This is a genomic window from Candidatus Hydrogenedentota bacterium (assembly GCA_018005585.1).
Lineage (GTDB): Bacteria > Hydrogenedentota > Hydrogenedentia > Hydrogenedentales > JAGMZX01 > JAGMZX01.
Genome location: JAGMZX010000129.1, coordinates 4,032 through 17,499 on the forward strand (window position 1 = coordinate 4,032; position 13,468 = coordinate 17,499).

At 65.8% G+C, this 13,468-nt stretch carries 12 protein-coding genes; 8 read left to right on the forward strand and 4 right to left on the reverse strand.

Translation table 11 applies throughout. The features are described from left to right. The 5 genes from KA184_18110 to KA184_18130 form a co-directional block, all read left to right on the forward strand. Positions 1-1,839: HEAT repeat domain-containing protein (locus KA184_18110; GenBank protein ID MBP8131498.1), on the forward strand; the 1,839-nt coding region annotated here is incomplete at its 5' end. A gap of 36 nt (positions 1,840-1,875) precedes the next feature. Beyond that, a complete protein-coding gene (locus KA184_18115) occupies positions 1,876-2,937 on the forward strand; it encodes a galactose mutarotase (protein ID MBP8131499.1) in 1,062 nt (353 codons plus the stop codon). Between the two features lie 5 nt (positions 2,938-2,942). Then, the gene (locus KA184_18120) at positions 2,943-3,818 is read left to right on the forward strand and encodes a glycosyltransferase (protein ID MBP8131500.1); all 876 of its coding nucleotides are present in this window, start codon (positions 2,943-2,945) and stop codon (positions 3,816-3,818) included. Between the two features lie 182 nt (positions 3,819-4,000). Continuing rightward, on the forward strand, positions 4,001-4,306 hold the full coding sequence (locus tag KA184_18125) for a hypothetical protein (GenBank protein ID MBP8131501.1): 306 nt from the start codon (positions 4,001-4,003) through the stop codon (positions 4,304-4,306). Between the two features lie 307 nt (positions 4,307-4,613). Next, positions 4,614-5,378: a hypothetical protein gene (locus KA184_18130; GenBank protein MBP8131502.1), complete on the forward strand. Its 765-nt coding sequence runs from the start codon at positions 4,614-4,616 to the stop codon at positions 5,376-5,378. Positions 5,379-5,543: 165 nt separating this feature from the next. Here the strand turns inward: KA184_18130 and KA184_18135 are convergent, their stop codons facing one another. After that, positions 5,544-5,894, reverse strand: coding sequence for a DUF202 domain-containing protein (locus KA184_18135; protein MBP8131503.1), 351 nt, complete (start codon positions 5,892-5,894; stop codon positions 5,544-5,546). A 30-nt stretch (positions 5,895-5,924) separates the two neighbouring features. Next, positions 5,925-8,447: a penicillin acylase family protein gene (locus KA184_18140; protein ID MBP8131504.1), complete on the reverse strand. Its 2,523-nt coding sequence runs from the start codon at positions 8,445-8,447 to the stop codon at positions 5,925-5,927. Positions 8,448-8,921: 474 nt separating this feature from the next. On the opposite strand from KA184_18140, the gene KA184_18145 reads away from it, so the two are divergent. The 3 genes from KA184_18145 (at position 8,922) to KA184_18155 (ending at position 11,436) form a co-directional block, all read left to right on the forward strand. Further along, positions 8,922-10,265: an exodeoxyribonuclease VII large subunit gene (locus KA184_18145; protein MBP8131505.1), complete on the forward strand. Its 1,344-nt coding sequence runs from the start codon at positions 8,922-8,924 to the stop codon at positions 10,263-10,265. Positions 10,266-10,333: 68 nt separating this feature from the next. Beyond that, positions 10,334-10,645 (forward strand): exodeoxyribonuclease VII small subunit, encoded by a 312-nt coding sequence (locus KA184_18150; GenBank protein MBP8131506.1) that lies wholly within the window; start codon positions 10,334-10,336, stop codon positions 10,643-10,645. After that, positions 10,645-11,436 carry a crotonase/enoyl-CoA hydratase family protein gene (locus KA184_18155; protein MBP8131507.1) on the forward strand — a complete coding sequence of 264 codons (792 nt, stop codon included), beginning with the start codon at positions 10,645-10,647 and terminating at the stop codon, positions 11,434-11,436. Before KA184_18150 ends, KA184_18155 begins: the two co-directional genes overlap by 1 nt. A gap of 32 nt (positions 11,437-11,468) precedes the next feature. On the opposite strand, the gene KA184_18160 is transcribed toward KA184_18155, so the two are convergent. After that, complete coding sequence (locus tag KA184_18160; GenBank protein MBP8131508.1) at positions 11,469-12,311, reverse strand: SDR family oxidoreductase; 843 nt, start codon at positions 12,309-12,311, stop codon at positions 11,469-11,471. Between the two features lie 130 nt (positions 12,312-12,441). Beyond that, positions 12,442-13,468, reverse strand: a 1,027-nt coding sequence (locus tag KA184_18165; GenBank protein ID MBP8131509.1) for a proprotein convertase P-domain-containing protein, incomplete at its 5' end; no start/stop codon positions are given.

Consider the following 13,468-nt stretch of genomic DNA (forward strand, 5'->3'; position numbering starts at 1 on the left):
GAGGCGGCGCTCATTCAGGTGCTGCAGAGCGATGCAGGCTGGCCGGAAAAACAGGAGGCCTGCCGCATGCTGCGCCGCACCGGTACGGAAGCCTGCATTCCGGCGCTGGCCGCCCTGTTGTCCGACGGGCGCCTTTCGCACATGGCGCGTTATGCGCTCGAACCGATGCCGTATGCCGCGGCCACCCAGGCGCTGCGCGAGGCGTTGCCGCAGTTGCAGGGCATGCCGAAAGCGGGCGTGGCCGCGTCACTCGGCGTCATGCGAGATGCCGCAGCCGTTCCGTTGATTGTCCCGCTCTTAAGCGATCCTGATCTGAACGTGGCCAAGGCCGCAGCCGGCGCGTTGGGCAGGATTGGCGCACAGGAAGCCGTTCAGGCGCTGTCAGAGGCGGCAAAGACAGCACCCGCGCCATTGCAGGCCGCCGTTCTGGAGGGGTTGCTCGCCGCGGGAGAGCGGATGGTCGCTGCTGGAGAACAGCACGAAGCAGCCTCGTTGTACCAGGAACTGGCTGCCGGCGAATACCCGGCGCAAGTCCGTATGGGCGCATGGCGCGGCCGGGCCTACGCGCAGCCGGACCAGACCTCTGCGTGGGTGTTCGCGGCATTGCTCGGAGAAGAGGATATCTTCCGCGGCTTGGCGGCGCAGGTGGTGGCCGAGACAACCGGCGAGGAAGTGACACGATTTTATGCTGAGGGACTGAGCAGGCTCCCCGCCGCCGGCCAAGTCGCGCTGCTGCGCGGCCTGGCCGACCGCGGCGACGCCGTGGCGCGTCCGGCCGTGGTCAAGGCCATGGAGAGCGCGGACCCTGAGGTCCGGCTCGCGGCGGTCGCGGCGCTTGGCGCGCTTGGCAATGCCGATAATGTGCCGCTGCTGGTAGACCTGCTGGCTTCCAGTGACGCCGCTCTGTCCGAAGCCGCGCGGGTCAGCCTCACCGTGCTCCGGGGCGACGCGGCCGACAACGCCATTGCCGCCGTCCTGCCTGAAACCGCGCCAGAAGTGCGCGCGCGGCTTCTCGCGCTGCTGGCTGCGCGCCGGGCCGCGCAGACCGTGCCCCTCGCCGTGGCCGGCCTCGAAGACGCGGACCTTGCCGTGCGCGTCGCGGCGCTCGAGGTCATTGCGGACAACGGAAACGCGGACCAGGCCCCGGCGGTCGTCGCCGTCGTCTTGAACGCATCGGAATCCGATGAGCAATCGGCGGCGTTGAAGACCTTGAACCGTCTCGCTTCGCGCTACGGCGACGGCGTCCTGCCCGTGGTGCTCGGCGCCATGAACGGCGCATCCGCCGAAACGCGGGCAACGCTGCTCGGCACGGTCGCGCTGGTGCGCGGCCCGAAGGCCCTTGAGACTGTTCTTGCGGCGCTGGACGATACTGACGCACAAGTCGTCAGCAAGGCGCTCAACCTGCTGTCCAACTGGCCGACCCTCGACGCCGCGCCTCACCTGCTCGAACTCGCGAAGAGCGAAGACGCCAGCCGGTACGTGCTGGGCTTGCGCGGGTTCGTGCGTCTCGCGCAGACCGAGCAGGCCCTCGACAAGAAGATGGCCATGCTTGCCGAGGCCATGCAACTCGCGAAGCGCCCGGACGAGCGGAAACTGCTATTGGGCGCATGGGGCTCCGTACCGGCCGCGCAATCGCTCGACGTGCTGCTCCCGTTCCTTGACGACGCGGCGGTGCGCGCCGAGGCGGCCGCGGCGATCACCGCCGTGGCGGGCGAACTGGCAAAACAGGACGAGGCGGCCAGGCGGCAGGCGGCGCAGGCGTTGAAAGCCGTGCTCGAGAAGTGCCCGGAGACGCAAATCCGCGACGGCGCGCAGGCCATTCTGAACACGCTCGGCTGAATCCCGCGCGCTCGGGACCGCCCGACGGAGAACGATATGCCCATTATCTCGGAAACTCTTGGCATGCCGCCGGACGGGCGCGCCGCGCTCCTGTTCACGCTGACCAACGCGCGCGGCATGCGCGCGCGCATCACGAACATCGGCGGCGCCATCGTGTCGATTGAGACGCCGGACCGGCACGGCGCGCTCGCCGACCTCGTGCTCGGTTTCGACGCACTCGACAAGTATATGACCAACAAACCGCATTTCGGCTGCATCGTCGGGCGGTTCGCGAACCGGATTGCGAAAGGGCGCTTTACGCTGGACGGTGTCATGTATCAACTCGCCGTAAACAACGGGCCGAACCACCTTCACGGCGGTCTTCAGGGCTTCAGCAAGAAATTCTGGGAAGCCGAAATGGTCGAGGAAGCGGGAGCTTCCGGTGTCAGGCTGCGCTATGTCAGCCCAAACGGCGAGGAGTCTTATCCCGGCACGCTTGCCTGTACGGTCACCTATCGTCTGACGGACGCCAACGAGCTGTGCATCGGCTACGAAGCCGAAACGGACGCGCCCACGAATGTGAATCTTACGAACCACAGCTACTTCAATCTCGCCGGTCACGACGCGGGCGAAATCCGTGGCCATGAACTGACCGTCAATGCCGATTGTTTCACGCCCGTGGACGCGACGCTCATCCCGACCGGCGAATTGCGGCCCGTGGCGGGCACGCCCCTGGATTTCCGCGAACCGGCGCTCATCGGGGCCCGTATCGATGCGGACGACGGCCAATTGCGCCTGGGCCACGGCTACGACCACAACTACGTAATCAACGGCGAATCGGGGCAACTGCGTTTTGCCGCGCGGGCCGTCGAATACGCGAGCGGACGCGTGATGGAGGTGCACACGACCCAGCCCGGCATGCAGCTCTACACCGGCAACATGCTCGACGGCACACACATCGGGAAGGGCGGCAGGCCGTGCCTGCGCCGCACCGGATTCTGCCTCGAAACACAGCATTTCCCCGATTCGCCCAACCAACCCGGATTCCCTTCCGTCGTGCTCCGTCCGGGCGAACGATATGCCCACACGACGGTCTTCAAGTTCGGCGCCCTTGCATAGACATTATGAACCGCTTTGCTTTCAGACCGCTGCCTGAGCAGCCGCTGGTATCGGTCCTGCTTACCAGCTACAACTACGCCCGCTACGTGCGCGACGCCATCCGCAGCGTGTTCGAGCAGACCTACCCCGCCATCGAATGCATCATTGTAGACGATGGATCAACGGATGGTTCGCCCGGCGTGATCCGCGACGCGATCGCAAGCGCGTCCGCGCGGGCGGAATTGATACTCCAACAGAACCGCGGCCAGGCCGCCGCGTTGAACGCAGCCTTCGCGCGCGCGCGCGGGGATTTGGTCGCCTTGCTCGACAGCGACGACTTGTGGCGGCCCGAGAAGATCGCGCGTATGACCGCGTTTATCCGCGAGCACCCGGATGGCGGCGTGTTCCAGCATCAACTCGACGACGGGTGCGGCGCGTATAAGCAGGAAGCACTGCTCAATGCCGATATTTACGAGGAATGGCGCGCACTGGGGCGCGTCAACACGGCCGCGCGCCGCGATATTGTGTCCGTGTTCCTGCCAAGCAGCGGCCTGATGTTCCGAAAGGAAGCGCTCGATCGCGTCTTCCCAATCCCCGAAAGCCTCATTTCCTGTCCCGACGCCTACCTGACGCGCACCGCCTGTGTGTACGGGCCGTTGTACTCGTGTCCCGACGTGCTCGGCACGTGGCGCAGACACGGCGGCAACGCGGGCGGCAGCGGACGCTTCGCCTTCCGCAACTTCTGGGTTCCCGTCGTCATGCCCGCCATCAACCGTTTCTACGAAACCCACGACGTGCCCGTGCGTTTCGTATACAGCCCCTTCGGAGTCCTGCGCGAACCGCCCCGGCGCATCGTCTCCCTGCTTCTGCGCCGCCTGCGCGCAAGGAATCGGCGCGGCTGAAACAGGCACCGTGCCATCTCACCCCGCACGCCGCACCGGCAGGGCCGAGCAGGGCCCCGAGAGCGCGTCCTTCGCGGAAATTCGCGTCAAACGACGCGTATTTCTCCCTGTTCCGGCTTTCCGCACTTGCCATATCGGGAAAGGTGCATTATAATGTGTTACGTGGTGTGGGGGTGTATCGAATGAAGGCGGATAGAAGCCTCGCGGTGCGGGCCTTGGGCCCGAGGGTGGTCGTATTGGCCCTCGCGCTTTTGTGGTGCGGCGCGCTGTTGCTCGGTTTCGGGCATGCCTTGGCGCACCATGACGCCTACTGCTTCGTATGCGTGACCGCTTTCGCGCTGGGCAAGGGGATTGAAACGCCGCACACGGTGGCCTGGCTTGCCCCGCCGCCCGCTGCAGCGGACCTACCGCCCACACTCGTCTTCACCGCGCCTTCCTGGCTGCCGCGCTCCGTGGAAGCGCCGCGCGGTCCTCCTGCCTCGTGCTGAATCATCACAAGCGTCTCGACTGAAGCACGACCTTTTCTTCGACACAGCGTCCTGATCTCTTGGCGCTTTGCGGTGCATTGTTTTCGGGCGCTTCGGGAGTTTGCCTGTCATGAAACGCAGCGGTTTTACCTTAATTGAACTGTTGGTTGTCATCGCCATCATTGGCATACTTGCGGCAATCCTGCTTCCCGCTTTGGCACGGGCGCGCGAATCGGCGCGGCGCGCGAGTTGCCAGAACAACCTGAAAGAACTGGGACTCGTCTTCAAGATGTACGCGAATGAGGACCCGGGCGAGCGGTTTCCCCCGATGAAGGCGACGAACTGCGACGGCACGCCCACGGCGGGCATGGCCACCATGGCCGACATGGAAGTCGTCTACCCCGAGTATCTGAACGACTTCAAAGTGCTCATCTGCCCCAGTTCGCCGTTCGCCGCGACCGCCGTCGCGATGTGGGACGAGGGGGACAATCCCTCGACCAATTGGGAGCGTGCGTCCGAAGACGGGCACATGTTCCTGAACGGCGTACCGGTCTCCGGCAACGGCATCGTCGAGCCTTGCGAAGTGTACGAGCATCCGTATGCCTATATCGGGTGGGCGTTCAGCCCGAGTTGGTTCCAGACGGATGCCGATTTCGCTTTCCTCGAAGCCGTGGTCGAAACCAGAGTGGAAGAGATCACGCTTGCGCCGACGGGCGAAGCCGCGAAACGCGCCGCCGATGAGGACTGGGAATTCGAAGAACACGTCCACGGCAAGGACCACATGCAGGCGGAAGGCGTCGCCTATCGCCTGCGCGAGGGCATTGAGCGGTTCCTGATTACCGACATCAATAATCCCGCGCAGGCCGCGCAAGCGCAATCCACGCTGCCCGTGGCCTGGGACGAACTATCCGGCGAGAGCGCGGACCATTTCAACCACGTCCCCGGCGGGTGCAACGTGCTGTATCTGGACGGGCACGTTGATTTCCTGCGGTTCGTGCCGCAGCCGGGTGCGGCCTACAATCAGGGCAACGACTTTCCCGTGAATGCCGGCGGGCTTATCCTGCACGAGGCGTCGCACGGACACCATCATTAACGGAAATACGGAACTTGCGGCGGCGCTGGCGGAGATTCCCCGGCGGAATCGCCCAACTTCGACTCGCTTTCCTGCCGCCTGCGCTCCGGCATTGGGCGGTAAGATGCCTGGAAGGATGAAAGACGCTTGACCGGTGTGTGACACGTGGCCAGATAGCTTGAAAGGTCAGACATCGTCTGCGCGCACCCGCCCCCCTTGCACAGCCCCGCCGGCGGAGTCAGTGCCTGCCCGCTCGCGCAGCGCGACCAAGAGCCTCCGCACCCGTCGAAACCGGCTGATACCCAAGGCCAGGGCCATCATCCCCGCAACGAGACACAAAACCCCGACAACCGAGAACCAGGCAGCCCTGGAAAAGTGAATGAAGGTGACCCCCGCCAACAACAGCGCCAGGGCGGTCCGTACATAGGCGAGGAGCGTTCTTTCGTTGGCAAGGACGGTTCGGTCCAGGGCCAGTTCGTCCCGCAGGATGCGTTGTTCCTCGTCAAATCGAGAATAGGGGCTTTCTTGTTCGTTCACGTACGGTCCTCGGATCCTCGAAAAACGCCCTTACCGCGGCAAGAACCGCATTTCATGCTCTTTCGCGGCTTCTATCTCGTTCCAGAGATATAACGCAGGACGGTACTCGCCCCGCACAAACATCTCGGCCTGGTCGTCGTAGTGCTTGCTGAGCAGGTGGCCGGAATTGCCCGTCGGGAGCACCGTCAACGAGTGCGCGGGGTCGGCGAAGTCGATGAGACGCCGCGTCGAGGGGCCCGCGAGCACGTCAAAGTTGTCGACGCCGCGATACAGCATATTGTTGACAACCTCCGCCGCACCCGGCGAAGGGAATGGGCCAATATTGAAGATGCGGTCGAACAGCGGCAGATAGCCGAAGGGGTGCTTGAATTCCATGGTGTGGAGCGCGCCCCACTTCCACTGGGCGGGGTCGGAACCGACCCGCTCGTCCAGCACCGCCTGCGCTTCCTTCAACGCGCGCACCAGGATGTCCGGCCGCGTTTCCCGGACTTCCGGCGTCGCGATGTCGTCCCAGAACGGCGAGTCCGGCTCTTGCATGAAATGCTTGAAGAAATTCCAGCTGTCGCCGACGCTCCCGTACGCGGCGAAGTTGGCCGGCCCCATTTCATCCTCCAGCGCGTTCTGGAGGGTGAGGTTGCACAGCAGTTGAAAGACCACGGCGCCCTGCGACCCGGCGCCGTGGCGGTAGTCCCAGCCTTCGAGGAATTCGAGCGCTTTGCGCTGGTGCTCGCTCAACACGTCCACGCGCTGCCGTAGCTCCTGAACGAATACGGGGACCACTTGCGGCGCGGCCCAGGAGGCGTCGTCCATCTGCACGGCCTTCAGGTCCTCGATGGTCCAGTCGCTGCGCGCGCTCACCAGTTCCACGATGCGGCCGGCCCGGTCCGACGGCTGCCAATAGCCTTGGAGCCGCGGGATCACCTTCGGCGGTTCGCCCACGGGCTGCACGGTCGACATGTTGTTCGCAGTCACGATATAGCCGCATTCCGGATTGACCAGGTGCGGGTTCTGCGCGGGCGGCAGGTAGTCCTCGACCGCGATTTCGTCCCGGCCGGACGCGCCATCCAGCAGCGACTTATGGTCCACGTGCGGCGGGCGTATCGCCAAGAGCCCCGCGGCCCACCAGGCAATGTTGCCCTCCTTGTCCGCGTAGGAGATGTTGATGCCGGGCGAGGTGATCTTCTGCACCGCTTCGCCGAAACTTTGCAGGTCCCGCGCGTGGCCCATCTCATAGACGGCCAGTATGTCCGTGTAGGGTACGCTCTGCCACACCCAGCGCAGGGCAACCGGCGGCCCCTCGTAGTGGTCCAGCGTCTGCAACAGGTCCGTGACAATCGGCCCGTGCGCGGTGATGCGCACGTCGCACGTCACATCGCGCCCGAACCGGACGCCGATGACCTCGCGCTCGACCTGAACATCGACCCACTCGCCCTTGTACTGCACCTTCAGCGGGTCCGACGGGTGGAACGTCTCGACGTACATGTCCACGTCGTCGTTCGCGAACATGGTCATGCCCCAGCCGCGGTCCTCGTTGTGCCCGAGCAGCGCCAGCGGCACAGGCGGCATGTGATAGCCGTAGTTCTCATAGTCACCGTACTTGAGGTGCGCTTCGTACCAGATGCTCGGGTTCGTGAACCCGATGTGCGGGTCGTTAGCCAGGATCGGTTTGCCCGATTTCGTGCGCGACGGCCCCAACACCCACGAATTGCTGCCCATTTGCGGACCGTAGGCGTCCGAAATGCGCTGCAGCCCGCCGATCCAGTCGCGCAGCGTGTCGACAGCCGCCGACACCTGCGCCGCGGCGGCAGCATTGCCGCCGCCGAGTTCCCGCTCCATCACCGCGCGCGCCTCGTCAATGTTCTCGATGATGGTCACCGGGTCGTACTTGTAGCCGGGAAACAGCGCGTCCACGTCCATGTCCGGATGGCGTTGCCGGAGCGCGGCGCCCAGCGGGTCCTGGCGGATGCCGTCGGCGAACGTAATCGGCAGGATGGCCGCGACCACGAGGCAGTCCACCTTCGTGAACGGCCGCGCGGGAATCTGGAGCATCGTATACTCGATCGGTAGCGGCCCGTCCTTGATGAAGTCGTTGACCCCCGCGACGAACGTATCGAGGGAATCGCGCAGCGCCTGCGGCAGGCTCTGGCTCTCATTGTTCACGTACTCTTCCGCCTTCGCGCGTAAGCGGAACGCCCGCATGATCCGGTCCACGAAGACCACAGGCGGCCCGAGCAATTCCGCCAGTTCGCCGCGCGCCAGGCGCCGCATGACTTCCATCTGGAACAGGCGGTCTTGCGCCATGCAATAGCCGAGCGCGTAGTAGGCGTCGGCTTCGTTCTGCGCAAGGATGTGCGGCACGCCCCAATGGTCGCGGACGACGCGCACCTCCGCCCTGAGCAGCGAACTGCGCACGGTCGCGTCGAGGTCCGGCAGCGTGCGCGGCGCGAGATAGTACAGGTAGCCCGCGGCGGCCAGCGCCGCCAGCACAACGGCAGGGATGCCCCACTTGAAGAGCTTCCAGATAAAACGGAAAAAGAACTTCGCGATTCGCATGGTCCGCCCGCCCTCCTGATGGCAACGCAGGACGATTATAATGAACGCGAGCGGGCGTCTCCAGTGTGGTGACCGCGAGGTCAATACCCCCGTCAAGGAGTCCCGCGGTCGACGGGCGCGCCGCGGGCCCCCGCGAATGGGAGCCGATTATTCTGTCCTTGGTCAGCAGGAGCGCCCCGTGCGCCTATCGAGCAGGGTAACCGTAGTGCGTCCGTTTTTCCTGAGTGGACGGCATATGGGGCCACGCCGCCGCAAGTACGCGTGATTGCGGTGATTTCGGGCGGCAAGGCGGGAGCAGCGGCGGCGAAACCGCATGCCCCTTTTCGCCTGTCTCTATCATGACCTCTTGTGACGGCATTTTGCCGTCCTTGCTTCCTGGGTCTGCACGCCGTGTATATTCTGACATGCGCCGGCCGCCGTGCAGGGCGCGAACAGGTTCGTCTTCTGGCGGCCGGCCGGCAATGGTCGGGAATCATGCCTGTAGAAACACCGGAAGTCTGGACCGTATCGCAACTGACCCGCCGCGTGAAGGCGCTGCTCGAGGCGGAGGTGGGTTTCGTGTGGGTGGCGGGCGAAATCTCGAACTGGCGCGTGTCTCCCGCGGGTCACGCCTATTTCACGCTCAAAGACAAGGACGGCCAGTTGGACGCGGTCATGTTCCGGGGCAAGCTGATGCGGTTGCGCTTCAGCCCGGACAACGGGCTCGACGTGGTCGTATATGGCCAGGTTACCGTATACGAAAAACGCGGCAGCTACCAGGTCGTCTGCGAGGAGATGCAGCCGAAGGGCGTGGGCGCGCTGCAACTCGCCTTCGAGAAACTGAAGCGCAAGCTGGCCGATGAAGGTCTGTTTGCCGAGGAACACAAGAAACCGCTGCCGCTGCTGCCGCGCCGCATCGGCATCGTCACTTCGCCGACCGGCGCCGCCATCCGCGACATCCTCAACGTGATCAACCGCCGCTTCGCAAACGTGCACGTCATCCTGTATCCGGCGCGGGTTCAGGGCGACGAAGCCGCGCCGGAGATCGTCGCGGGCATCCGCGCGCTCGACGCGTACGGCGTGGACGTGATGATTGTCGGGCGCGGCGGCGGTTCCCTTGAAGACTTGTGGCCGTTCAACGAGGAAATCGTGGTGCGCGCCGTGTACGAGGCGCAGACGCCCGTCATTTCCGCCGTGGGCCACGAAATCGATTTCACCTTGACCGACTTCGCGGCGGACGTGCGCGCGCCCACGCCGTCCGCGGCCGCGGAACTCGTCGTGCGTGAGCAGGAGGAACTCGCCGCCAGAATCCGGGAACGGAAGGCGTCTCTGGTCAAGGACATGCGCCAGGCGCTGGAACGCCTGCGCCATCGCATCGACGTCGTCAAGGGCAGCTACGCGTTGCGCAAGCCCGGGGAACTGCTGCGCGAACGCAGGCAAACCTGCGACGATCTGCGCATGCGCCTCGAGGATGCCACGAGCGAGCATGTCCGCCAACGGCGCACGCGCCTCGACCGGACCGTCCGTGCACTGGCGTTGTTGTCGCCGGCGCACCAGTTGCGGCGCGCGCGCGAGCGGCTCGCCGGCCTGCGGCCGCGGCTGCTGCAAAGCGGCATGACCGCGACCGTGCGCGTGCGCGCCCGGCTCGAGCGCGCCCGGGCCCGGCTGGAGGCGCTCAGCCCGGTGGCGATACTCGAACGCGGCTACGCGCTCGTGTTCCGGCGCGACGGCGCGGAACTCGTGCGGGACGCGTCGCAACTCGGGAAAGGGGAGACGGTCGCGGTGCGTTTCGGGAAGGGCGGGGCGGATGCGAAGATTACGGAGATCCGGTTGGAATGACGCGGAAGGGCCGCAGGTGCGCCGCGCGGCGCGCCCGGCCCGAAAACGGTGGAACGGAGCAAGAGACCATGGCGCAACCGAGTTTTGAAAAGGACCTCGAAAAGCTGGAAGGACTCGTGACCGCGCTCGAGGAGGGGGGCTTGTCGCTGGATGCGGCACTCAAACATTTCGAGGACGGCATCAAGCTGGCGCAGCGCTGCGAGAAGACGCTCGCCGATGCCGAGAAACGCATTGAAATCCTCACGAAGAACGCGCAGGGCGAACTCGAAGCCAAACCGATGCCCGGCACGGAGGACGCAGACAGCGGCGATGCCGGCGGTTCTTCGGGCGGCGAGGACGAAGGGGACGGCGGCGGTGACGACAAGGGCCTGCTGTTCTGATGCCGCGCGCGGATGCGGCACAGGCCCCCGCCCCGTGCGTGCGAGTGGAGCGCGGCGGGCCGGTGACCACGGTCATCCTCGACCGTCCCGAACGGCGCAACGCGGTCGACCGCGCCACGGCGCAGGCGCTCGCGGACGCGTTCCGCGCGTTTGAAGCCGACCCCGGCGCGCACGTGGCCGTACTCTGCGGCGACCACGGCCATTTCTGCGCGGGCGCGGACCTCAAGGCGCTGGCGGCGGGTCAGGCCAACCGCGTGGAGCCCGCCGGCGACGGTCCCATGGGCCCGTCGCGCATGGTCCTGTCCAAACCCGTTATTGCCGCTATCAGCGGCTATGCGGTCGCCGGGGGATTGGAGCTCGCGCTGTGGTGCGACCTCCGCGTGGCCGAAGAAGACGCCGTGATGGGCGTGTTTTGCCGCCGCTTCGGCGTGCCGCTCATAGACGGCGGCACCGTGCGGCTGCCCCGCCTCATCGGATTGAGCCGCGCCATGGACCTCCTACTGACCGGCCGGCCCGTCCACGCGGACGAAGCGCTGGCCATCGGGCTGGTAAACCGTGTGGTCCCGCGCGGACAGGCCCGCGCCGCGGCGGAATCGCTGGCGCGCGAACTGGCCGCGTTCCCCCAGACCTGCCTGCGCCACGACCGTCTTTCCGCCTATGAGCAGTACGGTCTTGCGCTCGCCGAGGCGCTGACCAACGAATTTCAACACGGATTACAGTCGTTCACCGCGGAACTGGCCGAGGGCGCGCGCCGGTTTCAGGAAGGCGAAGGCCGCCACGGCGCCTTCTAGGCAACCGAATCCTGCGGCGCCATGCCGCGTTATCACAATAACGCCGCATACCCCTCCCGATACGCCGGAAACACGAACCGGTAGCCGCTGGACGCGAGGAGGCCGTTCCGGAAACGGCGGCTGCCGCCCCGCTGCGGCTCGGAAACCCGTTCTTCCCCGGCAAACGGCGGACACGGCAGGCCCAGTCGTTCCGCGACCCAGCACAGCAGCACATTGCGCTCGACCGGCTCGTTATCCACAGCCAGGTACAACGGCTCCGGCGCGTCCAGGCTCATCAGATGACACAGCACGCCCGCGCAATCGTCGCGGTGAATGAGATTCAGGTATGGTGTGCGCCCCGCCGTGCGCCGCGCCGTGCCGTCGCGCACCTGGTCGATCAGGCGCGCGCGGCCGGGCCCGTAGATACCGCCCAGGCGCACGACCGTCGCCGGAAACCCGGCCTCCCGCAGCAGGGACTCGCCCTCTATCAGGCGCAGGCCGGAAAACCACCGTGGAGCGGCGGGCGATGCCTCGTCAAGCCATTCCCCGGCATCCTGCGCGTAGACGCCCGTGCTCGATGTGAAGAAGAACCGGCGCGGCGCTTGGCGCGCGGCTTGCAGCGCGTCGATAACATTGCGCAGGCCGTCCACGTACGCGCTGCGGTACGCCTCATCCGAGAACGACGCCGCGCCCGCCGTGTAGAACACGTGGTCGAACCGCCCGGGCAACCGCGCCAGCGATGCGGGCGCCGACAGGTCCGCCCGGAACGGACGGATTCCCGCGGGCAGGCGCGACACGTCGCGCCGCAGCCCCCAAACTTCATGGCCGTCCCGCGCAAGCCGTTCGCCCAACGCGCAGCCCACATACCCGCACCCGGCAATCAAAACCCGCAACACGGAAACGAGGTCTCCTTGCCTCTCCTGCGAATTTCGCGGAGTCTTCCCATCCTGGGGGCGACTGACAGGCGAACTACCGCCGCCCTGAGCAACGCACGCAACGCTTTGATGCTGTGCCCGTGCCGCGGTTTTATTTCGCGCCGGGACAGAAGCCGTCTTCCGTGCCGTCGCCGGGGCAGTGATGGTAGCCGCCCGAGTTATAGAACTGGATGATTCGGAGCAGTTCACTGAGGTTAATGGCCCAGTCCGTGCCGCCGGCGTAGTCGCCGTCGTGGGGGCAGCAACTCGTGTTCGCGCCCGCGCCGGGCACGTAACCGTCTTCGGTGCCGGCCGGGTCCCCGGCGCAGTGGTAACCGCCGCTGTTGTAGAACTGAATGACCCGCAGCAGTTCGGACAACGATATGCCGTTGTCCTGGTCTATGTCGGCGCTGTGCCAGGCATCGTCGCACGGCTCGCCTTCGCCTTCGCCTTCCCCCTCGCCCTCACCTGGCAGACACGGGTTGAGTTCAAGCCGCCAGTTCAGCAGCGTGCCTGCAACACCGTCGACGGTGTCCGAAACGCGCAATTCCCAGACACCCTCCATGTCCCGCGCGTTCAATACATGCAATTGATGCGCAGGCCGGAACCGGCCGGTGTAGGGCGCAGCGCCTTCCGCAAACGAGACGGGCGCTTCGTCGTCGAAGGTCGTTTCGGCCAGGTTCGCGCCTTGGCCGGTCAGCCGCGGAAACAACAGCACGGCTGTGCCATCCGGGGCGACCAGTTCCGCCGCGAGGTGGTCCAGCGACCCGTGGGTCACGTTCAGCGTCACCGCGGCATGTTCAATAAGCCGCGACTCGCTGATTTCGATGAACGAGGAGGCAATCGTGAAATCCTCGATGGCCTGCGGCGTATCATTGACCAGCAGGATATCGCATTCGGGCAAACCCTGCCCTTCGCCCTCGCCTTCACCTTCGCCCTCGCCTTCACCTTCGCCCTCGCCTTCACCTTCGCCCTCGCCCTCACCTTCGCCCTCGCCCTCACCTTCGCCCTCGCCCTCACCTTCGCCCTCGCCTTCACCTTCGCCCTCGCCTTCACCCTCACCCTCACCCTCGCCCTCACCCTCACCCTCACCCTCACCTTCGCCCTCACCTTCGCCTTCGCCCTCACCTTCACCGCCC

Excerpts from the sequence above, each read along its gene's own strand:
- KA184_18130 (MBP8131502.1), top strand. The coding sequence starts at position 4,614 with ATGAAGGCGACGAACTGCGACGGCACGCCCACGGCGGGCATGGCCACC.
- KA184_18120 (MBP8131500.1), top strand. The coding sequence starts at position 2,943 with ATGAACCGCTTTGCTTTCAGACCGCTGCCTGAGCAGCCGCTGGTATCG.
- KA184_18115 (MBP8131499.1), top strand. The coding sequence starts at position 1,876 with ATGCCCATTATCTCGGAAACTCTTGGCATGCCGCCGGACGGGCGCGCC.
- KA184_18125 (MBP8131501.1), top strand. The coding sequence starts at position 4,001 with ATGAAGGCGGATAGAAGCCTCGCGGTGCGGGCCTTGGGCCCGAGGGTG.
- KA184_18155 (MBP8131507.1), top strand. The coding sequence starts at position 10,645 with ATGCCGCGCGCGGATGCGGCACAGGCCCCCGCCCCGTGCGTGCGAGTG.
- KA184_18145 (MBP8131505.1), top strand. The coding sequence starts at position 8,922 with ATGCCTGTAGAAACACCGGAAGTCTGGACCGTATCGCAACTGACCCGC.
- KA184_18140 (MBP8131504.1), bottom strand. The coding sequence starts at position 8,447 with ATGCGAATCGCGAAGTTCTTTTTCCGTTTTATCTGGAAGCTCTTCAAG.
- KA184_18150 (MBP8131506.1), top strand. The coding sequence starts at position 10,334 with ATGGCGCAACCGAGTTTTGAAAAGGACCTCGAAAAGCTGGAAGGACTC.